This window comes from Nocardioides jiangxiensis, assembly GCF_030580915.1.
Lineage (GTDB): Bacteria > Actinomycetota > Actinomycetes > Propionibacteriales > Nocardioidaceae > Nocardioides > Nocardioides jiangxiensis.
Window position 1 is genome coordinate 287,385 of sequence record NZ_JAUQTA010000002.1, and the last position, 23,892, is coordinate 311,276.

21 protein-coding genes are annotated in these 23,892 nt (G+C 71.2%); 14 read left to right on the forward strand and 7 right to left on the reverse strand.

What is annotated here, in order from left to right:
* Positions 1–10 precede the first annotated feature (10 nt).
* Positions 11–1,774, forward strand: coding sequence for a proline--tRNA ligase (locus Q5722_RS12735; RefSeq protein ID WP_305029072.1), 1,764 nt, complete (start codon positions 11–13; stop codon positions 1,772–1,774).
* A 28-nt stretch (positions 1,775–1,802) separates the two neighbouring features.
* Positions 1,803–2,504 (forward strand): HAD family hydrolase, encoded by a 702-nt coding sequence (locus Q5722_RS12740; RefSeq protein WP_305028634.1) that lies wholly within the window; start codon positions 1,803–1,805, stop codon positions 2,502–2,504.
* A gap of 117 nt (positions 2,505–2,621) precedes the next feature.
* Here the strand turns inward: Q5722_RS12740 and Q5722_RS12745 are convergent, their stop codons facing one another.
* Together Q5722_RS12745 and Q5722_RS12750 are read right to left on the reverse strand one after the other, a co-directional pair.
* Positions 2,622–3,050, reverse strand: coding sequence for a ferritin-like domain-containing protein (locus Q5722_RS12745; RefSeq protein ID WP_305028635.1), 429 nt, complete (start codon positions 3,048–3,050; stop codon positions 2,622–2,624).
* Positions 3,047–3,553, reverse strand: a complete 507-nt coding sequence (locus Q5722_RS12750) for a hypothetical protein (protein ID WP_305028636.1) — start codon at positions 3,551–3,553, stop codon at positions 3,047–3,049. The genes Q5722_RS12745 and Q5722_RS12750 overlap by 4 nt, the downstream gene beginning before the upstream one ends.
* Positions 3,554–3,635: 82 nt before the next feature.
* Here Q5722_RS12750 and rimP point away from each other — a divergent pair, with 82 nt between their 5' ends.
* Both rimP and nusA read left to right on the forward strand, forming a co-directional pair.
* Positions 3,636–4,196, forward strand: coding sequence for a ribosome maturation factor RimP (rimP, locus tag Q5722_RS12755; protein WP_305028637.1), 561 nt, complete (start codon positions 3,636–3,638; stop codon positions 4,194–4,196).
* Positions 4,196–5,170 carry a transcription termination factor NusA gene (nusA, locus tag Q5722_RS12760; protein ID WP_305028638.1) on the forward strand — a complete coding sequence of 325 codons (975 nt, stop codon included), beginning with the start codon at positions 4,196–4,198 and terminating at the stop codon, positions 5,168–5,170. The genes rimP and nusA overlap by 1 nt, the downstream gene beginning before the upstream one ends.
* A gap of 142 nt (positions 5,171–5,312) precedes the next feature.
* Here the strand turns inward: nusA and Q5722_RS12765 are convergent, their stop codons facing one another.
* Positions 5,313–5,516: a ribosomal protein L7/L12 gene (locus Q5722_RS12765; protein WP_305028639.1), complete on the reverse strand. Its 204-nt coding sequence runs from the start codon at positions 5,514–5,516 to the stop codon at positions 5,313–5,315.
* A 213-nt stretch (positions 5,517–5,729) separates the two neighbouring features.
* On the opposite strand from Q5722_RS12765, the gene Q5722_RS12770 reads away from it, so the two are divergent.
* From Q5722_RS12770 to Q5722_RS12790, 5 genes are all read left to right on the forward strand, one after another.
* Positions 5,730–5,990 carry a YlxR family protein gene (locus Q5722_RS12770; protein ID WP_305028640.1) on the forward strand — a complete coding sequence of 87 codons (261 nt, stop codon included), beginning with the start codon at positions 5,730–5,732 and terminating at the stop codon, positions 5,988–5,990.
* A 129-nt stretch (positions 5,991–6,119) separates the two neighbouring features.
* Positions 6,120–8,930 (forward strand): translation initiation factor IF-2, encoded by a 2,811-nt coding sequence (gene infB, locus Q5722_RS12775; RefSeq protein WP_305028641.1) that lies wholly within the window; start codon positions 6,120–6,122, stop codon positions 8,928–8,930.
* A 150-nt stretch (positions 8,931–9,080) separates the two neighbouring features.
* A complete protein-coding gene (gene rbfA / locus Q5722_RS12780; RefSeq protein ID WP_305028642.1) occupies positions 9,081–9,530 on the forward strand; it encodes a 30S ribosome-binding factor RbfA in 450 nt (149 codons plus the stop codon).
* Complete coding sequence (gene truB / locus Q5722_RS12785; protein WP_305028643.1) at positions 9,527–10,414, forward strand: tRNA pseudouridine(55) synthase TruB; 888 nt, start codon at positions 9,527–9,529, stop codon at positions 10,412–10,414. Before rbfA ends, truB begins: the two co-directional genes overlap by 4 nt.
* Before the next feature lie 25 nt (positions 10,415–10,439).
* Positions 10,440–11,378: a bifunctional riboflavin kinase/FAD synthetase gene (locus tag Q5722_RS12790; RefSeq protein WP_305028644.1), complete on the forward strand. Its 939-nt coding sequence runs from the start codon at positions 10,440–10,442 to the stop codon at positions 11,376–11,378.
* Positions 11,379–11,398: 20 nt separating this feature from the next.
* Here the strand turns inward: Q5722_RS12790 and Q5722_RS12795 are convergent, their stop codons facing one another.
* The 4 genes from Q5722_RS12795 to Q5722_RS12810 all read right to left on the reverse strand — a co-directional run bounded on the left by Q5722_RS12795 (position 11,399) and on the right by Q5722_RS12810 (position 15,495).
* Entirely contained in the window at positions 11,399–11,656 is a 258-nt protein-coding gene (locus Q5722_RS12795; protein ID WP_305028645.1) for an HPr family phosphocarrier protein, read from the reverse strand.
* Between the two features lie 79 nt (positions 11,657–11,735).
* A complete protein-coding gene (locus tag Q5722_RS12800; protein ID WP_305028646.1) occupies positions 11,736–13,772 on the reverse strand; it encodes a PTS fructose transporter subunit IIABC in 2,037 nt (678 codons plus the stop codon).
* The gene (locus tag Q5722_RS12805) at positions 13,769–14,731 is read right to left on the reverse strand and encodes a 1-phosphofructokinase family hexose kinase (RefSeq protein WP_305028647.1); all 963 of its coding nucleotides are present in this window, start codon (positions 14,729–14,731) and stop codon (positions 13,769–13,771) included. The genes Q5722_RS12800 and Q5722_RS12805 overlap by 4 nt, the downstream gene beginning before the upstream one ends.
* Complete coding sequence (locus Q5722_RS12810) at positions 14,728–15,495, reverse strand: DeoR/GlpR family DNA-binding transcription regulator (protein ID WP_305028648.1); 768 nt, start codon at positions 15,493–15,495, stop codon at positions 14,728–14,730. Before Q5722_RS12810 ends, Q5722_RS12805 begins: the two co-directional genes overlap by 4 nt.
* Before the next feature lie 89 nt (positions 15,496–15,584).
* Here Q5722_RS12810 and ptsP point away from each other — a divergent pair, with 89 nt between their 5' ends.
* From ptsP to Q5722_RS12835, 5 genes are all read left to right on the forward strand, one after another.
* Positions 15,585–17,279 carry a phosphoenolpyruvate--protein phosphotransferase gene (ptsP, locus tag Q5722_RS12815; RefSeq protein ID WP_305028649.1) on the forward strand — a complete coding sequence of 565 codons (1,695 nt, stop codon included), beginning with the start codon at positions 15,585–15,587 and terminating at the stop codon, positions 17,277–17,279.
* An 85-nt stretch (positions 17,280–17,364) separates the two neighbouring features.
* Positions 17,365–19,485, forward strand: a complete 2,121-nt coding sequence (locus Q5722_RS12820) for an MMPL family transporter (protein ID WP_305028650.1) — start codon at positions 17,365–17,367, stop codon at positions 19,483–19,485.
* 149 nt (positions 19,486–19,634) lie between these two features.
* Complete coding sequence (gene rpsO / locus Q5722_RS12825) at positions 19,635–19,910, forward strand: 30S ribosomal protein S15 (RefSeq protein WP_107700106.1); 276 nt, start codon at positions 19,635–19,637, stop codon at positions 19,908–19,910.
* Between the two features lie 288 nt (positions 19,911–20,198).
* Positions 20,199–22,460 carry a polyribonucleotide nucleotidyltransferase gene (locus Q5722_RS12830; RefSeq protein ID WP_305028651.1) on the forward strand — a complete coding sequence of 754 codons (2,262 nt, stop codon included), beginning with the start codon at positions 20,199–20,201 and terminating at the stop codon, positions 22,458–22,460.
* 53 nt (positions 22,461–22,513) lie between these two features.
* On the forward strand, positions 22,514–23,824 hold the full coding sequence (locus tag Q5722_RS12835) for a M16 family metallopeptidase (RefSeq protein WP_305028652.1): 1,311 nt from the start codon (positions 22,514–22,516) through the stop codon (positions 23,822–23,824).
* The last annotated feature ends 68 nt before the right edge of the window (positions 23,825–23,892 follow it).

The window sequence follows — 23,892 nt, forward strand, 5'->3', positions numbered from 1 at the left end:
TACCCGCGTCATGCGCATGTCCCAGACCTTCGTCCGCACGCTGCGGGACGACCCCAACGACGCCGAGGTCCCGAGCCACCGCCTGCTGGTCCGCGCCGGCTACATCCGCCGTGCTGCGCCGGGCATCTACACGTGGCTCCCGCTGGGGCTGAAGGTCTACCGCAACGTCGAGCGCATCGTCCGCGAGGAGATGGACGCGATGGGCGCGCAGGAGCTGCAGTTCCCGGCGCTGTTGCCCAAGGAGCCCTACGAGGCGACCAACCGCTGGGAGGAGTACGGCGACGGCATCTTCCGCGTGAAGGATCGCAAGGGTGCCGACTACCTGCTCGGTCCGACCCACGAGGAGATGTTCACCCTCGCGGTGAAGGACCTCTACTCGTCCTACAAGGACCTGCCGGTCTGGCTCTACCAGATCCAGACGAAGTACCGCGACGAGGCGCGTCCGCGCGCCGGTCTGATGCGCGGCCGCGAGTTCGTCATGAAGGACTCCTACTCCTTCGACACCACGCACGAGGGCCTCGAGGCGTCCTACGCCGCCCACCGCGCGGCGTACATCAAGACGTTCGACCGGCTCGGCTTCGACTACGTCATCGTGAAGGCGACCGCGGGTGCGATGGGTGGCTCGAAGTCCGAGGAGTTCCTCGCGCGGCTCGAGGTCGGCGAGGACACCTTCGTCCAGTGCACGGCGTGCGACTACGCCGCCAACGTCGAGGCGGTCAGCGTCCCGACTCCCGCGCCGGTCGCCTACGACGACGTGGCGCCCGCCCACGTCGAGCCGACGCCCGACGCGGCCACGATCGCGACGCTGGTCGACGCGCTCAACGCCGGCCACCCCCGCGCCGACCGTCCGTGGACCGCCGGCGACACGCTCAAGAACGTCCTGATGATGCTGGTCCACCCCGACGGCACGCGCGAGCCCCTGGCCATCGGCCTCCCGGGTGACCGCGAGGTCGACCAGAAGCGCCTCGAGGGCCAGCTCGAGCCGATCGGCGTCGAGCCCATGACGGAGGAGGAGCTCGCGCAGTTCCCCGACGTCGTCAAGGGCTACATCGGGCCCGGCGTCCTCGGTGAGGAGTCGAAGACCGGCATCCGCTTCCTGGTCGACCCGCGGGTCTCCGAGGGCACGGCATGGGTGGCCGGCGCCGACCTCCACGGCCACCACGTGGTCGACCTGGTCGTCGGCCGGGACTTCACTCCCGACGGCACGATCGAGGCCGCCGAGGTCCGTGCCGGCGACGCCTGCCCGAACTGCGCCGACGGGGTCCTCGAGACCGCCCGTGGCATCGAGATGGGCCACATCTTCCAGCTCGGTACGAAGTACGCCGAGGCGCTCGACCTCAAGGTCCTGGACGAGAACGGCAAGCTCGTCACGGTCACCATGGGTTCCTACGGCATCGGTGTCTCCCGCGCCGTGCCGGTCATCGCCGAGGGCAACCACGACGAGCTCGGCCTCTGCTGGCCGCGCGAGATCGCGCCGGCCGACGTGCACATCGTCGCCGCGGGCAAGGACGCGTCGCTCTTCGAGGCTGCCGAGGCGCTCAGCAACGAGCTCGCCGCCCAGGGCATCGAGGTCCTCTACGACGACCGCGCCGGCAAGGTCAGCCCCGGCGTGAAGTTCAAGGACGCCGAGCTCCTGGGGGTGCCGACGATCGTCACGGTCGGTCGCGGCCTGGCCGACGGCCTGGTCGAGATCAAGGACCGCCGTACCGGCGACAAGCAGGACGTCGCGGTCGCCGACGCCGCCGCCACCATCGCCGCGATCGTCCGGGGCTGACGGGGCCGGCTGGGCGGGGGAGCGTGCCGTGTCGATCGAGGCGGTCATCTTCGACTGGGGCGGCACGCTGACGGCATGGCATGACGTCGACTTCCACGAGGAGTCACTCGCCCTGGCCGAGGCCGTCGTCGGTGCCCACGGCTCGCTCGACGTGCACGCTGCGCGCCTGCACGAGGCGGGTGCGCGGGTGTGGGGCTGGAGCCGGGACGAGCAGCGCAGCGCCACGGTCGCCGACCTCTTCACCGAGGCCGGGCTCGAGCACGACCCGTCGCTGCTGTCTGCCTACTACGACTTCTGGGCGCCGCACACGCTGACCGACCCCGAGGTCGGGCCTCTCTTCACGGCTCTGCGCGACCGCGGGGTCAAGGTCGGCGTGCTCTCCAACACGATCTGGCCGCGAGCCTGGCACCGCGGCTTCTTCGAGCGGGACGGGGTCGTCCACCTCATCGACGGCGACGTCTACACGAGCGAGATCGCGTGGACGAAGCCGTCGGCGCGGGCCTTCGCCGCGGCCATGGAGGCGGTCGGTGCGACCGACCCTGCACGCTGCGTCTACGTCGGCGACCGGCTGTACGACGACGTGTGGGGTGCCCAGTCGGCGGGGATGCGGGCGATCCACGTCCCCCACAGCACGATCCCGGCCGACCAGGTCGGTCACACCGACGGCGTACCGGATGCGGTCGTGCAGCGCATCGGCGAGGTCGTCGACGTGGTCGACGGGTGGCGCTGACCGGCTGGCAACACGTGTTGCAGGTTTGTGCATTGCAGAAACCTGCAATACATATCGCTGCGCAGGTTCAGGCCTGATGTTGCAGGATCTTCCCGTACCCCCTGCTCGGACAGGCGGTCAGCGGTTCGCCAGCTCGCTGGTTCCGGGGAAGATCTCGGGGCTCCCCCGGAACCGCAGCTGGCGGATCGAGCACTCGACGAGGGCGGTCACCGCCCAGCTCCGGTCGGAGCCCGTCGCATGTGCCACCAGGTCGGCGTAGACAGCGGCAGCCCGCTGCTCCACCTCGAGTGCGGCGGCGTAGGCGGCAGAGGTCGAGCTGACGTCGCCCAGCGTGTAGCCCGGCTCGGCCGGCACGGCCACGCCCCCCAGGGCGGTGATCCGGGCGACGAGGTGGTCCCGCTGGCTGCGGTGCACGCGGAAGGCGTCCGTCACCCGGTCGCGCAGGGTCGAGTCCTCGGGCGCCTGGGCGCCGATGACGCCCAGGACCCAGACGGCGGCGTGCTCCCCGGCGACGGCGGTCTGCAGGGGAGTGATCTCGGTGCTCACGCGGCACCGCCCTTCGGGGTCGGCGCGGCAGCCAGGTGCATGGCGACGCCGGCGGCCATCGAGGCGATCGCCCGGGCCAGTGGGCCGCTGGCCGCCCCCTGGGCCCCTGCGGTCAGGGAGCGCTGGAGGGTGGCCTCGCCGCGGCGTACGGCCGAGAGGGCGGCATCGGGGGAGGGCGCGACGGCGACGGCCGCGGCGGTGACCGGGTCCTTGGTCAGCACGGCGAGGTGGGCGCGGTGCATCGCGGTCAGCGGTGCCAGCGTCGTCGCGAGACCGACGTGCCTGGTGGCGGTGTCGGCGACGAGCTGCGCCTGGGCGGCGATGGCGGTCGTCAGCTGGTCGACCGTCGTCGCGTCGGCGTCGCGCTTCGCCGCGGGTGCCGCGACCGAGGTGGGGGGTCCCCACTGGCAGCCGGCGACGGTGGCGGCGACGGCGGCGCCTCCGAGGAGTGTCGCGCCCCGGACGGCCGACCGACGGGAGACGGTGATCACGGTGTCAGGCACGTCGGGAACCCTAGCGGCAGGTCGGCGCAGGGCCGTGGACCCGCTAAGGTTGGCGCCGACAACAGCACAAGGAGGTCGCACTGTGAGCAGTTCCGGACTGGACGCCACCAGGGCCCGCATCGAAGCAGGGCTCACCGACCCCCTGGCCGCTCTGGGCCTGGACCTGGAGGCCGTCGAGCTCTCCAAGGCCGGCCAGCGCCGCATCCTGCGCATCGCCGTCGACTCCGAGACCGGCGTGACGCTCGACGAGATCTCGGCGGCGACCAAGGAGGTCGACGACTTCCTGGAGTCCTCCGCCGTGATGGGCGAGGAGCCCTACATGCTCGAGGTCACCTCGCGCGGCGTCGACCGCCCGCTGACCCTGCCGCGCCACTGGCGCCGCAACGCCGGCCGTCTGGTCAAGGCGACGCTGGTCGAGGGTGGCGAGGTGGAGGCCCGCATCGGCGAGTCCGATGACGAGGGCGTCACGCTCCTCGAGGACAAGCGCGCCAGCAAGGGTGCCAAGCCCAAGATCGTGGAGACGCGCGTCGCCTACGCCGACATCAGCAAGGCGCGCGTGCAGATCGAGTTCAACCGCAAGGCCGCCTTCGAGGAGGCCGACGACGACACCGCCGACTTCGGCGACGAGGGAGACGACGACTGATGGACATCGACCTGAGCATCCTGCGGATGCTGGAGCGCGAGAAGGAGATCTCCTTCGACGTCCTCGTCGAGGCGATCGAGCAGGCGCTCCTGCAGGCGTACCACAAGACCCCCGGCGCCCAGCAGCGCGCGCGGGTCGTCGTCGACCGCAAGACCGGCCACGTCAACGTGCTGGTCCGCGAGCAGGAGGAGGACGGCACCTTCTCCGAGGAGTACGACGACACCCCCGACGGCTTCGGTCGCATCGCTGCCGGCACCGCCCGTCAGATCATGTTCCAGCGCCTCCGCGACGCCCAGGACGACATCACCTTCGGTGAGTTCTCGGGCAAGGAGGGCGACATCATCTCCGGCGTCATCCAGCAGGGGCGCAACCCCGACGACGTCATGGTCGACCTGGGCAAGCTCGAGGCGATCATCCCGCTCGGCGAGCGCGTCCCCGGCGAGAACTACGAGCACGGCACCCGCATCAAGGCGCTCGTCGTGTCGGTGCGCAAGGGCATGCGCGGCCCGCAGATCACCCTGTCGCGCACGCACCCCAACCTGGTGAAGAAGCTCTTCGCGCTGGAGGTCCCGGAGATCGCCGACGGCACCGTCGAGATCGCGGCGATCGCGCGCGAGGCCGGTCACCGCACCAAGATCGCGGTGAAGTCGACCGTCCCCGGCGTCAACGCCAAGGGCTCCTGCATCGGCCCCATGGGCAGCCGGGTGCGCAACATCATGAGCGAGCTGCACGGCGAGAAGATCGACATCGTCGACTGGTCCGACGACCCCGCGGAGCTGGTCGCCCACGCGCTCTCGCCGGCACGGGTCTCCTCGGTCGAGATCGTCGACGCGGCAGCCCGCGCCGCGCGCGTGATCGTCCCGGACTTCCAGCTGTCGCTCGCGATCGGCAAGGAGGGCCAGAACGCCCGTCTCGCCGCCCGCCTGACCGGCTGGCGCATCGACATCCGCTCGGACGAGGCCGCCCAGGCCTGACGGACACCGACAAGTGGTGGGTTCCTCGTCACCAGGTGACAGGGAACCCACCGCTTGTGTCGGGCGGAGTCGCCCGAGCCTCCAACGGAGACTTCTCGTCACCTGCTGACGACGAGTCTCCGTTGTCATCTCCGCGCATGGTTCAGTCCGCCATCGGCCGCACGACGGCCGTCGCTCCTGCGCCACGCAGCCTGGCGGCGATCAGTTCTGCCGCATCTTGGCTCCTGCCGCTCACGAGCGGGAAGTGTGGTTCGGCCGTCGCGTCCTTCGCCTCGCTGAGGGTCATGCCGGTGGCCTCGCGCAGTGTCTTGATCACGGATATCCATCGGTCACCGAGCACGGTCACGACGACCTCGTGACGACCGGGCTCCGCCAGCCCGCCTCGATCCGCCACGCCGGCGCGGCCACCTGGAGCGCGGGGCCGGGGATTCGCATGCGCTGACCACAGGCGTTGCCGGGGGAGCGGTACGCCGGTTCGCTCCGTCACACGCCGACCCGGTAGAGTTGCTCCTCGGTGGCTCGCGAACTGAATTCCCCTGCACGCACGGCAGCAGTGCCGGTGCGCACGTGCATCGGATGCCGCGAGCGGGCTGCCCGTCACGAGCTCCTGCGGATCGTCGCAGGGACCGGTGAGGACGGCCGCCCGGCCGTCGTACCGGATCCCTCGAAGTCCGCGGCCGGTCGTGGGGCGCATCTGCACCCGACGATCGCGTGCTACGACCTCGCGGTCCGGCGGCGAGCCTTCGCCCGAGCCCTTCGGCTCGAGCAGGGGCTGGGCGCTGAGCCGGTCCGGTCCTGGCTCGAGGCACACACGTCATGACCGACTACAGGAACTGGAGCATCCGCTCATGAGCACTCGATGAGTACTTCGCGATGAGCATGCACACCCACTGACGGTTCGACCCCACAACGCATTCCGGGGCGGGCCGAGAAGGAGTAACACAACCCCGTGGCCAAGCCCCGCGTACACGAGATCGCCAAGGAATTCGGCGTCGAGAGCAAGTTCGTTCTCGAGAAGCTGAAGGAGATGGGCGAGTTCGTCAAGTCCGCGTCCTCGACGGTGGAGCCCCCCGTCGCGATGCGTTTCAAGAAGCAGTTCGGCGACGAGCTGCGTGCTGCCGGTGGCGCTGCCGCCGAGGCGCCCGCCGCCGCTGCCCCGGCTGCCGCCCCCAAGGCGCCTGCCGCCAAGCCCGGCCCGAAGCCGGCTCCCAAGCCGGCCCCGGCTCCCGAGGCCCCGGCCCCGTCGGCCCCCGCCGCTGCTGCTCCCGCCGCTGCTGCGCCGGCCGCCCCGGCGCCCGCCGCGCCGAAGCCGGCTCCCGCCGCTCCGGCGCCGAAGGCTCCGACCCCTGGCCCCAAGCCGGCTGCGGCAGCCCCCGGCCCCCGTCCGGGCGGCGCTCGCCCCGGCGCCCCGCGTCCGGGCAACAACCCGTTCGCGTCTTCGCAGGGCATGGGCAAGCGCCCGACCGAGCGTCCGGCCCCGGCTGACCGTGGTCCGGCCCAGACCGGCGGCGGCGACAACCGTCCGCCGCGTCCGCCGGCCGCCGCCGGCGGCGCTGTGCCGCGTCCGGGCATGCCGCGCCCCAACCCGGCGATGATGCCCAAGTCCCCCAACGCCTTCGGTGCCCGCCCCGGCGGTGGCCCGGGTCGCCCCGGCGCTCCCGGCCGTCCCGGCCCGGGTGGTCGTCCCGGTGCTCCGGGTCGTCCCGGCCCCGGCGGTGCCGGCGCCGGTCGTCCCGGTGGTGGCCCCGGTGGTCCCGGCGGCGCTCCCGGCGGCTTCGCCGGCCGCCCCGGCGGCGGCGGTGGTCGTCCCGGTGGTCCGGGTGGTCGTGGCCAGACCCAGGGTGCCTTCGGTCGCCCGGGTGGCCCGTCGCGTCGTGGTCGCAAGTCGAAGCGGGCGCGTCGCCAGGAGTTCGAGCAGATGCAGGCGCCCACCATCGGTGGCGTGCGCGTCCGCAAGGGCAACGGCGAGACCGTGCGTCTTGCCCGTGGTGCGTCGCTGACGGACTTCGCCGAGAAGATCGGTGTCGACCCCGCCTCGCTGGTGCAGATGCTCTTCTCGCTCGGCGAGATGGTGACCGCCACCCAGTCCGTGGGTGACGAGACCCTCGAGCTGCTCGGCGAGGAGCTGAACTACGTCGTCCAGGTCGTCTCCCCGGAGGACGAGGACCGCGAGCTCCTCGAGACGTTCGACCTCGAGTTCGGTGCCGACGAGGGTGACGAGTCCGACCTCGTCGTGCGCCCGCCGGTCGTCACCGTCATGGGTCACGTCGACCACGGTAAGACGAAGCTCCTCGACGCGCTGCGCAACGCCAACGTGGTCGACAAGGAGGCCGGTGGCATCACGCAGCACATCGGCGCCTACCAGGTCTACACCGAGGTCGACGGCAACGAGCGTGCCATCACCCTCATCGACACCCCCGGTCACGAGGCGTTCACCGCCATGCGTGCCCGTGGTGCCCAGGCCACCGACATCGCGATCCTCGTGGTCGCGGCCGACGACGGTGTCATGCCGCAGACGGTCGAGGCGCTCAACCACGCCAAGGCCGCCGGCGTCCCGATCGTGGTCGCGGTCAACAAGATCGACAAGCCGGAGGCCGACCCGGTCAAGGTCCGTGGCCAGCTCACCGAGTACGGCCTGGTCCCCGAGGAGTACGGCGGCGACGTCATGTTCGTCGACGTCTCGGCCAAGTCCGGCCTCAACCTCGAGGGTCTCCTCGAGGCGGTCGTCCTGACGGCTGACGCGTCGCTCGACCTGCGCGCCAACCCGAACCAGGACGCTCAGGGTCTGGTCGTCGAGGCGCACCTCGACCGCGGTCGCGGTCCGGTCGCCACGATCCTCGTCCAGCGAGGCACGCTCCGCGTCGGCGACTCGATCGTCGCCGGTCCGGCCCACGGTCGCGTCCGCGCCATGCTCGACGAGCACGGCGAGCCGATCGAGGAGGCGTACCCGTCGCGTCCGGCCATGGTTCTCGGTCTCTCCGGCGTGCCGGGTGCGGGTCAGAACTTCCTCGTCGTCGAGGACGACCGGATGGCCCGCCAGATCGCCGAGAAGCGTGAGCACCGCGAGCGTGCGGCCATGCAGGCCCAGCGCCGCGTGCGTCGTACCCTCGAGGACTTCATGGCCTCCATGGAGAAGGGCGAGAGCCAGGAGCTCAACCTCATCCTCAAGGGCGACGTGTCCGGTTCCGTCGAGGCGCTCGAGGACTCGCTGTCCAAGATCGACGTCGGCGACGAGGTCTCGCTCCGGGTCATCGACCGCGGCGTCGGTGCCATCACCGAGACCAACGTCATGCTCGCTGCGGCCTCCGACGCGATCATCATCGGCTTCAACGTCCGCCCGCAGGGCAAGGCGACCGAGCTGGCCGACAAGGAAGGCGTGGAGATCCGCTACTACAGCGTCATCTACCAGGCCATCGAGGAGATCGAGGCGGCCCTCAAGGGCATGCTCAAGCCGATCTACGAGGAGCACACGCTGGGCCAGGCGGAGATCCGTGCGATCTTCCGCTCGTCCAAGATCGGCAACATCGCCGGTTGTATGGTCACCAGCGGCCTGCTCCGTCGCAACGCCAAGGTCCGCATCATCCGCGACGGCAACGTCATCGCGGACAACCTGGACCTGGCCGGCCTCAAGCGCGAGAAGGACGACGCCGCCGAGGTCCGGGAAGGCTTCGAGTGCGGTCTGTCGCTCAAGAACTTCCAGGACATCAAGGAAGGCGACATCGTCGAGGCGTTCGAGATGCGCGAGATCCCGCGCGGCTGATCGCCGTACGTCGGAAGCGGGGCTGGCCTTCGGGCCGGCCCCGCTTTCGTCTGGTCACGCGCCGGCCGGTGGCCGTGCGTACCCAACTAGACTCACCCACGCGGTGGCCCGAGCCGGGCGGCCGCATGCTTCAACGAACAGGAGACCGTGATGGCCAGCCCTCGCGTTCGCAAGGTCGCCGACCGGATCAAGGTCGTCGTCGCCGAGATGCTCGAGCGACGGATCAAGGACCCGCGCCTCGGCTTCGTCACGATCACCGACGTCCGCCTGACCGGCGACGGCCAGCAGGCGTCGATCTTCTACACCGTCCTCAACGGCGACCTCGACGAGACCGCGAAGGCGCTCGAGTCGGCCAAGGGCCTGATCCGCAGCGAGGTCTCCAAGCAGCTCGGCACCCGCATCGTGCCGACCCTGACCTTCATCGCCGACGCCCTGCCCGAGACCGCGCGCGTCCTCGACGAGGCGCTGGCGAAGGCGAAGGCGGCCGACGAGGAGCTCGCGGCAGCCCGTGCCGGTGCGCAGTACGCGGCCGGCGACGACCCGTACAAGAAGCCGCGTGAGGTCGACCTCGACGAGGACGACTGGGACGAGGACGAGTGACCCAGCCGGTCACCCCCGGTCTCGTCATCGTCGACAAGGCGGGCGGGATCACCTCCCACGGCGTCGTGGGTCGGGTCCGGCGACTGGCGGGCACCCGCAAGGTCGGCCACGCCGGCACCCTCGACCCGATGGCGACCGGCGTGCTGGTGCTCGGCGTCGACCGCGCCACGCGGCTCCTGGGACACCTGATGCTCACCGAGAAGGCGTACGACGCGACGATCCGCCTGGGTATCGCCACCACCACGGACGACGCCGAGGGCGAGATCACCGCGCGGGCCACCGCGGGGCACCTCGAGGAGGCGACGATCCGCGACGCCCTCGCCCGCTTCGTCGGTGACATCGAGCAGGTCCCGACCGCCGTGTCGGCGATCAAGGTCGACGGCAAGCGTGCCTATGCGATGGTGCGGGCAGGCGAGGAGGTCGAGCTCGCGGCACGTCCCGTCACGATCCACGAGCTGGTCGTCCACGACGTCCGGCCCGGTGAGCTCCACCCGGAGGAGACCGTCGACGTCGACATCTCGGTGCGCTGCTCCAGCGGCACCTACATCCGTGCCATCGCCCGCGACCTGGGCGCGGCGCTCGGTGTCGGTGGCCACCTGACGGCACTCCGGCGGACCGCCGTCGGCCCGTACACGCTCGACCACGCGAAGACCCTCGAGCAGCTCGAGGCCGGGTTCGCGGTGCTGCCGATCGCGGAGGCGGCGCGCGCGGCGTTCCCGTCGTACGAACTGGACGCGGGGCAGGCGCAGGAGGTCCGCTACGGGCGCCGGCTGGCGCTCGCGCTCGACGAGCTGACGGCCGTCTTCGCACCGGACGGCGAGTTCCTCGCGCTCTACGAGCCGGCGGGGGAGGCGGCACGTCCGGTGGCCGTCTTCACCGGCTGAACCGGGCCTGTGGGAAAGTAGCGCCGTGCGAGTGTGGCGTGACCTGAGCGACGTGCCGGCCGACCTGGGCCGCACGGTGGTGACCATCGGCAACTTCGACGGCGTCCACCTCGGGCACCAGCACGTCGTGGCCCGGGCGCGGGAGATCGCGGCTCTCCGGGGCGCCGACCAGGTCGTCGCGGTCACGTTCGACCCGCACCCGATGGCCGTGCTGCGTCCCGAGCACGCGCCGGTCATGCTCACGACCCTCGAGGAGCGGCTCGCCCTGCTCGACCGTGCGGGCGCAGACGACGTCCTCGTGCTGCCGTTCAGCCGCGAGATGGCAGCCTGGACACCGGAGGAGTTCGTCCAGCGGGTGCTCGTCGACGCGCTGCACGCGAAGGGCGTCGTCGTCGGTGCGAACTTCCGCTACGGCTGCAAGGCGGCCGGTGACGTGCACGACCTGTCCGCCTCGGGGGAGCAGCACGACTTCGTGGTCGATGCCGTCGCGCTCGACGGGGGACCGCAGGTGTGGTCGTCCACCTACGTCCGGAGCTGCCTGGCCGCCGGCGACGTGGCCGGTGCGGCCGAGGCCCTCGGCCGGCCGTTCACGGTCCGCGGTGTGGTGGTCAAGGGTGACCAGCGTGGCCGCGAGCTCGGCTTCCCGACCGCCAACGTGCCGACGCCGGTCGACGCCGCCGCTCCCTGCGACGGCGTCTACGCCGGCATCCTGACCCGCCACGACACGGGGGAGTCGTATCCCGCGGCGATCAGCGTCGGGACGAACCCGACCTTCGACGGCGTCGTCGGGCGCCGCGTCGAGTCCTACGTCATCGACCGCACCGGCCTCGACCTGTACGGCGTCGAGGTCACGGTCGAGTTCGTCGACCACCTGCGCGGCATGGTGAAGTTCGAGGGCGTCGAGAAGCTCGTCGAGACCATGCACGACGACGTACGCCGCGCCCGCGAGGTCCTCGGGGCCTGACCTTCGCGTCAGGCCTCGCGTCAGGCGTCGAGGTCCTGTTCGACGAGGGCCGCGATCGTGGCGACGGCTGCTGCGTCGTCGCCGGACACCTCGACGGTGTCGCCCTTCGCGGCGCCCAGGGTCATGATCATGAGGGCCGAGTCGGCGTCGACGGGCTCGTCGCCGGGCAGGGCGAGGTAGACCTCGACCCCGAGCTCCTCCGCCTTCTCGGCGATGAGGGCGGCGGGGCGGGCGTGGAGGCCGGCGGCGGAGCCGACGACGGCGGTCTGGACGGGCATCTGCTTCTCCTTCGGAGGGGTGGAGGTGGGGAACGGGCCGCCCGCCCGAGGTGCGGGCCGGGCGGGCGGACCGGGTCTGTCAGGCAGGGACGGCGGCCGGCTCCTCGGCAGGCTGTGTAGCGGCTCCGCCGAACGACTTCAGCGTGATCACGCAGGCGGCAGCGGCGACCACGCCGGCAGCGAGGGCGATGGCGAAGCCGAGGATCCCGTCGACGGCGAAGAGCACGAAGACGCCGCCGTGCGGGGCGCGGAGGCTGACGCCGAACGCCTCGGAGAGGCCGCCGGTGATCGCGCTGCCGACCATGATCGACGGGATCACCCGGAGCGGGTCGGCCGCCGCGAACGGAATCGCCCCCTCGGTGATGAACGAGGCACCCATCAGCCAGGCCGCCTTGCCGTTCTCGCGCTCGGCGGTCGAGAAGAGCCCCGGACGTACGACGGTCGCGAGCGCCAGGGCGATCGGCGGCACCATGCCGGCGAGCATGACCGCGGCCATGATCTTGAGCTGCGGCGCGTCGCTCGAGGTCGCCGCCGCACCGAGGCCCGCGGTGGCGAAGCCGTAGGCCACCTTGTTGAGCGGGCCGCCCATGTCGAAGGCCATCATCAGGCCCAGCACCACGCCGAGGACGACTGCCGAGCCGCCGCTCATGGAGGTCAGGCCGTCGTTGAGGTGGCTCATCAGCGACCCGAGCGGGCGGGCGAGGAGGACGAGCATCACCAGTCCGGCGACGACCGTCGTCAGCAGCGGGATGACCAGCACGGGCATGAGGCCGCGGGCCCAGGCCGGGACCTTGCGGCTGGCCAGCCAGTGGGCGACCAGGCCGGCCAGCACACCGCCGACGATGCCGCCGAGGAAGCCCGCGCCGATGACGCCGGACACGGCCCCCATCACGAAGCCGGGAGCGATGCCCGGACGGTCGGCGATCGCGAAGGCGATGTAGCCGGCGAGGGCCGGGACGAGGAACCCGAAGGACAGGGCGCCGAGCTTGAAGAGGAGCGCACCGAGGTAGAGGGCGAGGCCGCTGTCGCCCAGCGTGTGCACGCCGTAGTGGGCCACGTCGGGGAGGTTGGTGATGCTGTTGTTGGCGATCACGTCGTCCGCCGTGGAGGCGCTTCCCTTGGCGAACGGCAGGGCGACGTCGTAGCCGCCGAGGAGGAAGCCGATCGCGATCAGCAGGCCGCCGGCGGCGACGAACGGGATCATGTAGGAGACGCCGGTCATCAGGATCCGGCGGACGCGTGCGCCCCATGACTCCTCGGCGCCGGTCTGCGCCTGCGCGTCACCGGCGGTGCCGGTGACGCGCGGGGCAGCCGGGTCGTCGGCGTACCGGAGGGCTTCGGCGATCATCGCGTCGGCGTCGTCGACGGCGCGCTTGACGCCGGAGGCCACGACCGGGAGTCCAGCGAAGCGGCCCTTGTCACGGACGCCGACGTCCGTGGCGAGGATGACCGCCGAGGCGGCCGCGATGGTGGAGGCGGGGAGCGGGGTGCTGCCGGCGGACCCCTGCGTCTCGACGTCGATGCGGACGCCGGCGCGCTCGGCCGCCGCCTGCAGCGCCTCGGCGGCGAGGTAGGTGTGGGCGATGCCGGTCGGGCAGGCGGTGACGGCCACCAGTGTGCGCTGCGCGGGGGAGGCTGCAGGAGCCGCCTCGGCAGGGGCCGGTGCCGGCTCGAGGACCCCGCGGACCAGGTCGACGACCTCGGTGACCGAGGTCGCGGTGCGGAGCTCGGCGGCGAACTCCTTGCGGACCAGCGCGCGCGCGAGCTTGGTGAGGATGGTGAGGTGGTCGGCGTCGCCGCCGTCGGGGACGGCGATCAGGAAGGCCAGGTCGGCCGGCCCGTCCTTGGCCCCGAAGTCGACGGCCGGGTTGAGCCGGGCGAAGGCCAGCGTCGGCTCCGAGACCCCGGTGGTGCGGCAGTGGGGGATGGCGATGCCGCCCTTGAGGCCGGTCGGCGACGTGGCCTCGCGGGCGAGTACGTCGCCCTCGAGCTGTGCCTGGTCGGTGCTGCGTCCCGTGGCCGCGACGAGCCCGACGAGGGACCGGATCACGGCCTCCTTGTCGGGACCCGGGGCCACGTCCAGCACGACCAGGTCGTGGTTGATGAGCTGGTTCATGAGGGGCTTCCTTCTGCGATGTCGAGCTTCGTGACGTGCACGAGGCCGGGGCGCACCTGTGCGGGGGTGGGGATGGTCGTGCCGGGGAGCGCGGCCGCCGCACTGCCGTAGGCCACGGCGAGTGCGAGTCGTTGGTCGGCGCGCAGGCCCTGCTGCTCGCCGAGGAGGTAGCCGAAGAGGCTGCAGTCGCCGGCCCCGACGGTGGAGACCACCGTGGTCGGCGGGGGAGTGGCGTGGAGTGCGACGTCGCGTGTGACGAGGACGGCTCCCGCGCCGCCGAGGGTCGCCAGCACCGCGTCGACGCCGCGGTCGACGAGGGTCCGTGCGGCGCGCGCCGCTGCGGCCGGGTCGCCCTCGAGCCGAGTGGGGTCGGCCCCGGTGATCGAGGCGAGCTCGTCGGTGTTGGGCTTGAGGAGGTGCGGCGCGCTGGACTCCAGGTCCGCCACCAGTGCGGCAAGCGGGGCGTCGCTCGTGTCGACGGCGACCCTGGCCGGCGTACGACGCAGGGCGCGCGCCACCCGGGCGTACCAGTCGTCCGGCGCTCCCGGCGGTAGCGACCCGGCGAGGACGACCCAGCCGTCGTCGGCGTGCTGCAGCACCGCATCGGCCAGGGCGTCGAGGAGGGCGGGGCCGGCGGGCACGGCCGAGGCGTTGAGCTTCGTCGTCGTGCCGTCGGGCTCGGTGAGCGTGAGGTTGACGCGGATCGGTCCGCCCCCGGCGACCGGGACACAGGTGACGCCCGCGGCCGCGAGCTCACGCACGAAGGAGTCCTCGGCCTCTGCGGGGAAGACCGCGACGGTGGGCAGACCCGCGGACACCGCGGCCCGCGAGATGTTCACGCCCTTTCCTGCTGCCTGCGCGCCCGAGGAGGTGACGCGGAGGACGGTGCCGCGCTCGAGCGGACCGGCGAGGACGACCGTGCGGTCGAGGCTCGGATGCGGGGTCAGGGTGGTGATCATGCGATGACCACCTCGGGACCGGCAGCCGCGATCTCGGCCTGGTCGCGCGGGTCGATGGCGCCGTCGCTGATCACCACGTCGACGGCGTCGAGGTCGGCGAAGCTCTGCGCGGCCTCCTGGCCGATCTTGCTCGAGTCGGCGAGGACGACGACCCTGCGGGCTGCGCGGACGAGGGCGCGCTTGGCGGCGGCCTCCTCGAGATCGGGCGTCGACAGGCCGTGGCCCACGGTGAGGCCGTTGGTGCCGATGAAGACGACGTCGGCCCGGATCCGGGACAGCGCTGCGACGGTGTCGGCGCCGACCGCGGCCTGGGTGGAGGGGCGGACCCGGCCGGGCAGCAGATGGAGCTCGACGTTGGGCAGGCCGGCGAGCCGCGCCGCCACGGGCACCGCGTGGGTGACGACGACCAGGCGGCGGTCCGACGGGAGCAGCGAGGCGAGCCGTGCGGTGGTGGACCCGGCATCGATCACGATGGTGGCCTCGCCGCGGGGGAGGTGGGCCAGCGCGGCCCGGGCGATCTGCTCCTTCGCGCGCTGGTTGACCGTGTCGCGCTCGCTGAGCGCGGCCTCGATGCCGGCGAGCGCTCCAGCCGGAACGGCACCACCGTGGACCCGGTGGACGAGGCCCGCGCGCTCGAGCAGGGAGAGGTCGCGGCGGACCGTCTCGGTGGTCACGTCGAACTCGCTGGCGAGCTCGACCACGGCCACCCGCCCGCGTTCCCCGACGAGGCGGGCGATCGCCTGCTGGCGCTCCTCTGCGTACACGTTCCTGCTCCTCCGATGAATCTGTGTTTATGTTGTTTTACTCCCGAACCTGTTGACTGTCTAGGGGGTCGAGGGGTTAATTTGTGACCGTGGTCACGGAGACAGCGCAGCAGACGAAGATCGAGATCCAGGGCACCCCGGTCGTGCCCGGAGTCGCCTACGGCCCCGCCGTCCTGGCCCGGGAAGAGGTGCCGGCGGCGTCCATCGAGGCGTTCGCATCGGTGACGTTCCCGGACGCGGCGGCCGCCCTCGCGGCGTACGACGCGGCGGCTGCTGCGGTGGCCGACGGCTTCGCCGCCAAGGCGATGTCCGTGTCGGGCGCCGCGGCCGAGGTGCTCGCAGCGAGCGCCGGGCTGGCCCGGGACAAGGGCCTGCGCTCGGTGGTGCGCAAGCAGCTCAACGCCGGCGAGCCCGTGCTCCGGTCGCTCCAGGTCGCCGTCGAGCACTTCGCGGGCATGTTCACCCAGATGGGTGGGCTGATGGCCGAGCGGGTCGCCGACCTGCGCGACATCGAACGACGGATCACCGCGCGCCTCGTCGGCGTCCCGGAGCCCGGGGTGCCGGTGCCCGCGGAGCCATCGGTGCTGCTGGCGAAGGACCTCGCGCCGTCCGACACCGCGCTGCTCGACCCCTCACGCGTCCTCGCGCTCGTCACGGGCCTGGGTGGTCCCACCAGCCACACGGCGATCATCGCCCGGCAGCTCGGCATCCCCTGCGTGGTCGGTGCGAGCGGTGCCGGTCGGATCGCCGACGGCACGTGGGTGCTGGTCGACGGCGCTGCCGGCCTGGTCGTGACGGGTGCGGACCCGGAGGAGGCGCGCCGCCTCGCGGCAGCCGACGCCGCCGAGCGTGCGACGGTCGCGGCCTGGACCGGCCCCGCCACGACCGCCGACGGCGTCCACGTGAAGCTGCTGGCCAATGTCGCCGACGTCCCGACGGCCGAGAGCGCGGCCCAGGCGCCCGTCGAGGGAGTCGGGCTCTTCCGCACCGAGCTCTCCTTCCTCAACCGCGCAGACGAGCCGTCGGTCGAGGAGCAGGCCGGCATCTACGCCGGGGTGCTCGCTGCCTTCGGCGCGGGGCGCCACGTGGTCGCGCGCACGCTCGATGCGGGCTCGGACAAGCCGATCGCCTTCGCCACGCACAAGGGGGAGGAGAACCCTGCCCTCGGGGTGCGGGGTCTCCGGCTCTCGTTCGACAACCCGGGTCTGCTGGACCGCCAGCTCGACGCGATCGCGGCCGCGGCCGCCTCCTCGGGCATCGAGACCTGGGTGATGGCGCCGATGGTGGCCACCGTCGCGGAAGCGGCGGCGTTCGCCCGGAAGGTGCGCGACCGCGGCCTGAGGCCGGGCGTGATGATCGAGGTGCCGAGTGCCGCCCTCCAGGCGGCTCGCATGCTCGCCGTCGTCGACTTCCTCTCGATCGGCACCAACGACCTGACCCAGTACACGATGGCCGCCGACCGGATGGCGACGGACCTCGCTCACCTCACCGACGCGTGGCAGCCGGCGGTCCTGCAGCTGATCGCGCTCACCGCGGACGCGGGCGTGACCGCACGCAAGCCGGTCGGCATCTGTGGCGAGGCTGCGGCCGACCCGCTCCTGGCGTGCGTGCTCGTCGGCCTGGGGATCACCTCGCTGTCGATGGCGCCCGCGGCGGTCCGCCCCGTCGGGGCGCAGCTCGGCCGCGTGACCATGGCGGACTGCCGCCGGGCCGCGGAGGCGGCGCTCGCCGCTCTCGACCCGGAGGCGGCGCGCGCCGCCGCCCGCGCGGCTCTCGCCCGCTGACCCTGACTTCTCCGTTCCTGACGGATCGGAGATCTCAGGGTATTTCCTGATGCGGTTGTCGGTGCGAAGCGGCAATGTGTGCCTCATGCATCGACACGTAGCGGGCGCCCTGACCGGGCGCTACACCAAGTGGGCGGTCCTGGTCTTCTGGATCGTCGCCGTCATGGGCCTCGGAGGCTTCGCCGGCAAGCTGACCTCGGTCCAGAACAACGAGGCCTCGTCCTGGCTCCCCGCATCCGCGGAGTCCACGGCGGGCTTCAAGAAGATGGAGCCGTTCCAGGACCCCAACACGATCCCGACGGTCATCGTCTACGAGCGCACGACCGGCCTCACCGCCGACGACAAGGCGGCGGCGGCGGCCGACGTCGCGTCGTTCGCGAAGCTCGACGGAGTCGAGGGCGAGATCACCGGGCCGATCCCGTCCAAGGACGGCCAGGCCCTCGAGACGATCATCAAGTTCAACCTGGGCAAGGACGGGTGGAACAAGATGCCCGACACGGTCAAGGAGATCCGCAAGATCGCCGAGACCGACGGCATGAGCGTCCACGTCGCCGGCGCTGGCGGACAGGCTGCTGACGCGGTCGAGGCCTTCGGAGGCCTCGACTCGACGCTGCTCTTCGCCGCACTCGGCATCGTCATCCTGATCCTGCTGGTCGTCTACCGCAGCCCCACCCTGTGGTTCCTGCCGATCTTCTCCGCCGTCGTCTCGCTCGGCACCACGATGGGCCTGGTCTACTTCCTGGCGAAGTACGCCGGGCTCACCGTCAACGGCCAGAGCCAGGCGATCCTGAGCATCCTCTGCATCGGCGCGGGCACCGACTACGCGCTGTTGCTGGTCGCCCGTTACCGCGAGGAGCTCCGCAACTACGCCGACCGCCACGAGGCGATGGCGCACGCGCTGCACCGGGCGGCTCCCGCCATCCTGGCGAGCGCTGCGACCGTCATCCTGGGCATGCTGTGCCTGACCTTCGCGGACATGAGCTCGACCGCTGGCATGGGCCCGGTCGTCGCGATCGGCGTCGCCATGACCTACCTGGTCATGGTCACCCTGCTGCCGGCGCTCCTGGTCATCACCGGCCGCTGGATGTTCTGGCCCATGCGGCCGACCTTCGGGTCGGTCGAGCCGACCCAGTCGGGCATGTGGGCACGCATCGGCAAGCGGATCGCGATCCGTCCCCGCACGGTGTGGGTGGGCACGACGGTCGTCCTGGCGATCGCCTGCCTCGGTCTCTTCCGGCTGGACGCCAACGGCCTCTCGACCGAGGACACGTACACGAAGGAGTTCGACTCCATCAAGGGCCAGAAGGTGCTGGCCGCCCACGACCTGGTCGACCAGTCCAACCAGCTCCTCGTCGTGGCCAACGCCGACAAGCTGCCGGCGGTGGCGACGGCGCTCGAGGGTGTCGACGGCATCGTCGACCAGAAGCTGCCGGGTGGCGGCACCGTGAAGGTGGTTCCCCTCGGGCAGCCGAAGGACGGGGTCGGTGCGCTGAGCGTCGTCATCGGGTCGGACGTCAGCTCGCAGGCGTCGTTCGACGTCGTCAACCGGACGCGTGACGCCGTCCACGCCGTGAAGGGCGCCGACGCCCTCGTCACCGGTGGATCCGCGATCTACCTCGACACCAAGGTCGCGTCCCAGCGCGACGACAAGGTGATCATCCCGCTCGTGCTGGCTGTGGTCCTGCTCGTGCTGATCGCCCTGCTGCGGGCTGTCGCGGCGCCGCTCATCCTGCTGGGCACGGTGATCCTGTCCTTCGGAGCCGCACTCGGCATCTCCGTGCTGCTGTTCGAGTACGTCTTCGGCTTCGCCGGATCGGACCCGAGCTTCCCGCTGTTCGCGTTCGTCTTCCTGGTCGCCCTGGGCATCGACTACAACATCTTCCTGATGACCCGGGTCCGCGAGGAAGCGGCCAGCCACGGCACCCGCCGGGGAGCGCTCGTCGGCCTCACCTCGACCGGCGGCGTGATCACCTCGGCCGGCGTGGTGCTGGCGGCGACCTTCATCGTGCTCGGCACGCTGCCGCTGGTCTTCCTGGCGGAAATGGGCATCGCGGTGGCACTCGGTGTCATGCTCGACACGATGATCGTCCGCTCGATCCTCGTCACGGCGATCAACATCGACCTGGGCGACAAGATCTGGTGGCCGAGCAAGCTGGGCCAGGGCAGGACAGACCCGGAGCCGACTCCGGAGCTGGTCGAGGCCTGACCTGCGAATTGGGGCACCGGGCAGGGCTGCGCTAGCCTTGCCCGGTTGCCCATTTCGGGCAGCACCGCCGTAAGAACGGCCGCGGAACCAGAGTGCCCCGGTGAACAGGCCCGGGCGCGCCGCGCAACGAGTAGAAGGAGGACCGCGCTATGTCGATCGGTACCGACGCGGAGACCAAGAAGAAGATCATCGCCGAGTACGGCAAGTCCGAGGGTGACACCGGTTCTCCGGAGGTCCAGATCGCGCTGCTCTCGCACCGCATCTCGCACCTCACCGAGCACCTCAAGCAGCACAAGCACGACCACCACTCGCGTCGTGGCCTGCTGCTCCTCGTCGGCCAGCGCCGTCGTCTGCTGAACTACCTGCAGAAGACCGAGATCGAGCGTTACCGCTCCATCATCGAGCGCCTCGGCCTCCGCCGATGACCTGAAGAGAGCCGTCGCCCGACACGGGCGGCGGCTCTCTTTCATCACGCCGGGCCTCATCGGTAGGCTCGGTCACGACAACTCCATACAGCCATTCACCCGGAGCGACCCGCGCACACGTCGGCACGGTCCTCGGTAGTGGCCTTCAGAACTGCCCTCGTGGGCATCGCTGCGGGCCTCGATCGAAGACCGGCCCCCTCACATGAGGGACCAGGCGGGACTCATTCGCAGCACCCCGCCGCATCGAGAGGCGGACGTGGATCGCTCCACGTACAGAAAGGGTTCGCCTTGTCCGAGGCAACCATCTCTGCCGTCGAGACCGTTCTCGACAACGGCAAGTTCGGCACCCGCACGATCAAGTTCGAGTCGGGTCTCCTCGCTCGTCAGGCCGCCGGTGCCGTCACCGCGTACCTCGACGACGACACGATGCTCCTCTCGGCGACGACCGCCGGCAAGACGCCGAAGGACCACTTCGACTTCTTCCCGCTGACGATCGACGTCGAGGAGCGCATGTACGCCGCGGGCAAGATCCCCGGCTCCTTCTTCCGCTCCGAGGGTCGTCCGGGTGAGGACGCGATCCTCACCTGCCGCCTCATCGACCGTCCGCTGCGCCCGACCTTCAAGAAGGGTCTCCGCAACGAGGTCCAGGTCGTCATCACCGTCATGGCGCTCAACCCCGACACGCCGTACGACGTGCTCGCGATCAACGCCGCGTCGGCCTCCACGCAGATCGCCGGCCTGCCGTTCTCCGGCCCGGTCGGTGGCGTCCGCGTCGCCCTCATCGACGGCCAGTGGGTCGCCTTCCCGCGCCACTCCGAGCTCGAGCGAGCGGTCTTCGACATGGTCGTCGCCGGCCGCGTCACCGAGACCGGCGACGTCGCGATCATGATGGTCGAGGCCGAGGCCACGGAGTCCACCTGGGACCTCGTCCAGTCGGGCGTCCAGGCTCCCTCCGAGGAGGTCGTCGCGACCGGCCTCGAGGCCGCCAAGCCGTTCATCAAGCAGCTCTGCGAGGCCCAGGTCGAGCTGGCCAAGGTCGCCGCGAAGCCCGTCGAGGACTTCCCGATCTTCCTCGACTACGAGGACGATGTCTTCGAGGCCGTGGAGGCCGCTGTCGGCGAGCAGGTCCGCGACCTGTACTCGGTCGGTGGCAAGCGCGAGAAGGTCCTCTCCAAGCAGGAGCGCCAGGAGGAGGACGACAAGATCAAGGCGTCCCTCCTCGAGCAGCTGAGCGAGCAGTTCGCCGGCCGCGAGAAGGAGATCGGCGCGGCGTACAAGTCCGTCACCAAGGCCGCCATCCGCCAGCAGGTGCTGCGCGACAAGGTCCGCATCGACGGCCGTGGGCTCGCCGACATCCGCGCCCTGAGCGCCGAGGTCGAGGTCATCCCGCGCGTCCACGGCTCGGCCCTCTTCGAGCGTGGCGAGACCCAGATCCTCGGTGTCACCACCCTCGACATGCTCAAGCTGGAGCAGCAGCTCGACACGCTCTCGCCGGAGACGTCGCGCCGCTACATGCACAAGTACATCTTCCCGCCGTTCTCCACCGGCGAGACGGGCCGCGTCGGCTCGCCGAAGCGCCGCGAGATCGGCCACGGTGCGCTCGCGCGTCGTGCCCTCCTCCCGGTCCTCCCGACCCGCGAGGAGTTCCCCTACGCGATCCGCCAGCTCTCCGAGGCCATGGGCTCCAACGGCTCCACCTCGATGGGCTCGGTCTGTGCCTCCACGCTGTCGCTGCTCCAGGCCGGTGTCCCGCTCCGCGCCTCGGTCGCCGGCATCGCGATGGGCCTGATCTCCGACACCGTCGACGGCAAGACCGAGTACGTCGCGCTGACCGACATCCTCGGCGCCGAGGACGCGTTCGGCGACATGGACTTCAAGGTCGCCGGCACGCGCGACTTCGTGACGGCCCTTCAGCTCGACACGAAGCTCGACGGCATCCCGGCCGAGGTCCTGGCTGCGGCCCTGACCCAGGCCCGCGACGCCCGCCACACGATCCTCGACGTCATGGCCGAGGCCATCGCCGAGCCGGAGGAGATGTCGCCGCACGCGCCGCGCATCATCACCGTCAAGGTCCCCGTCGACAAGATCGGTGAGGTCATCGGCCCGAAGGGCAAGATGATCAACCAGATCCAGGACGACACCGGCGCCTCGATCTCCATCGAGGACGACGGCACCGTCTACATCGGTGCGACCAACGGCGAGGCTGCCGAGGCCGCCCGATCGGCGATCAACGCGATCGCCAACCCGACGATGCCCGAGGTCGGCGAGCGCTACCTCGGCACCGTCGTGAAGACGACCAACTTCGGCGCCTTCGTGTCCCTGCTCCCGGGCAAGGACGGCCTGCTCCACATCACCAAGCTGCGTGCCCTCAACGACGGCAAGCGCGTGGAGTCGGTCGAGGACGTCGTGTCGGTCGGCCAGAAGATCCAGGTCCAGATCGCCGAGATCGACGACCGCGGCAAGCTCTCGCTCGTCCCGTTCATCGAGGACGAGGGCGAGTCGGCCGAGGCCGAGCGCGTCGAGGACGCCTCCGTCGAGGCAGACGCCTGAGCGTGATCCCGCGTCGCACGAAGACGACCGCCCGGCAGGAATCTGCCGGGCGGTTGTCCGTTCCCCAGAAGATCGGCTCCACCCGTACCGTCCTCGTGGAGAAGGACGACGCCGGCCGCGTCGTCTCCCGGGTCCGCCGCACGGTGCTGCCCGGCGGCCTGCGCGTCCTCACCGAGGAGATGGCAGGTGTCCGCTCCGCCAGCATCGGCGTGTGGGTGGGCGTCGGCTCCCGCCACGAGACGCCCAGGCTCCACGGTGCGTCGCACTTCCTCGAGCACCTGCTCTTCAAGGGCACGAAGGAGCGCTCCGCGCTCGAGGTCTCGATCGTCCTCGACGAGGTCGGCGGCGACTTCAACGCCTTCACCGCGAAGGAGTACACCTGCTTCCACGGCAGGGTGCTGGCTGAGGACCTGCCGCTGGCGATCGACGTCCTCGGCGACATGATGACCAGCTCGGTCATCACCGACGCCGACGTGGAGGCCGAGCGTGAGGTGATCCTCGACGAGATCGCCATGCACGACGACGACCCCGAGGACGTCGTCCACAACCTCTTCGCCGCCCAGGCCTGGGGCGACAGCCCCCTCGGGCGGGGCATCGCGGGCACGGAGGCCTCCATCGAGGGGCTGACCCGTGCGCAGATCAGCCGCTTCTACGCCAAGCACTACCGGCCGGCCAACATGGTCGTGTCGGTCGCCGGCAACGTCGACCACGCCACCGTGGTGCGGCAGATCCGCGCGGCGTTCGGTCGTGGTGGCTTCCTCGACGTCGTGGAGGAGCCGGTCGTGGCGCCGCGGGTCGCTGCGGCGAAGAAGGTCATCGCGGGGGAGTCGCGGGCAACGCGGCCGCTCGAGCAGGTCAACGTCGTGCTCGGGGTCCGCGGCGTGACCCGCAGCGACCCGCGGCGCTATGCGCTGGGCGTGCTCAACACCGTGCTCGGAGGTGGCGCGTCGTCGCGCCTCTTCCAGGAGGTGCGCGAGCTGCGAGGGCTGGCCTACTCGGTCTACTCCTTCGCCAGCCATCACGTCGACGCAGGCCTCGTGGGGGTGGCTGTCGGCTGTCTCCCGGCTAAGCTGGACGAGACGCTGGCCGTCGTCCGTGCCGAGCTGCGCAAGGTCGCGGCGGACGGGATCACCGCGGAGGAGCTCGCGCGTGGCAAGCGGCAGCTCGCGGGCAGCATGATCATGGGCCTGGAGGACTCCGGGGCACGGATGTCCCGCAACGGCAAGGCCGAGCTGATCTACGACGAGCTGATCGGTCTGGACGACGCGCTCACGCGCATCGACGCCGTTACCCTGGACGACGTCGCGGCCCTGGCCGCCGACCTCTTCAGCGGGCCGGAGATGCTCGCGGTGGTCGGTCCCTGACGGGCCCGCTATCTGGGTAGTTCTGCCCATTCGCAGCTGTGCCCGGGCGCCCTAGCGTTCCCACCGTC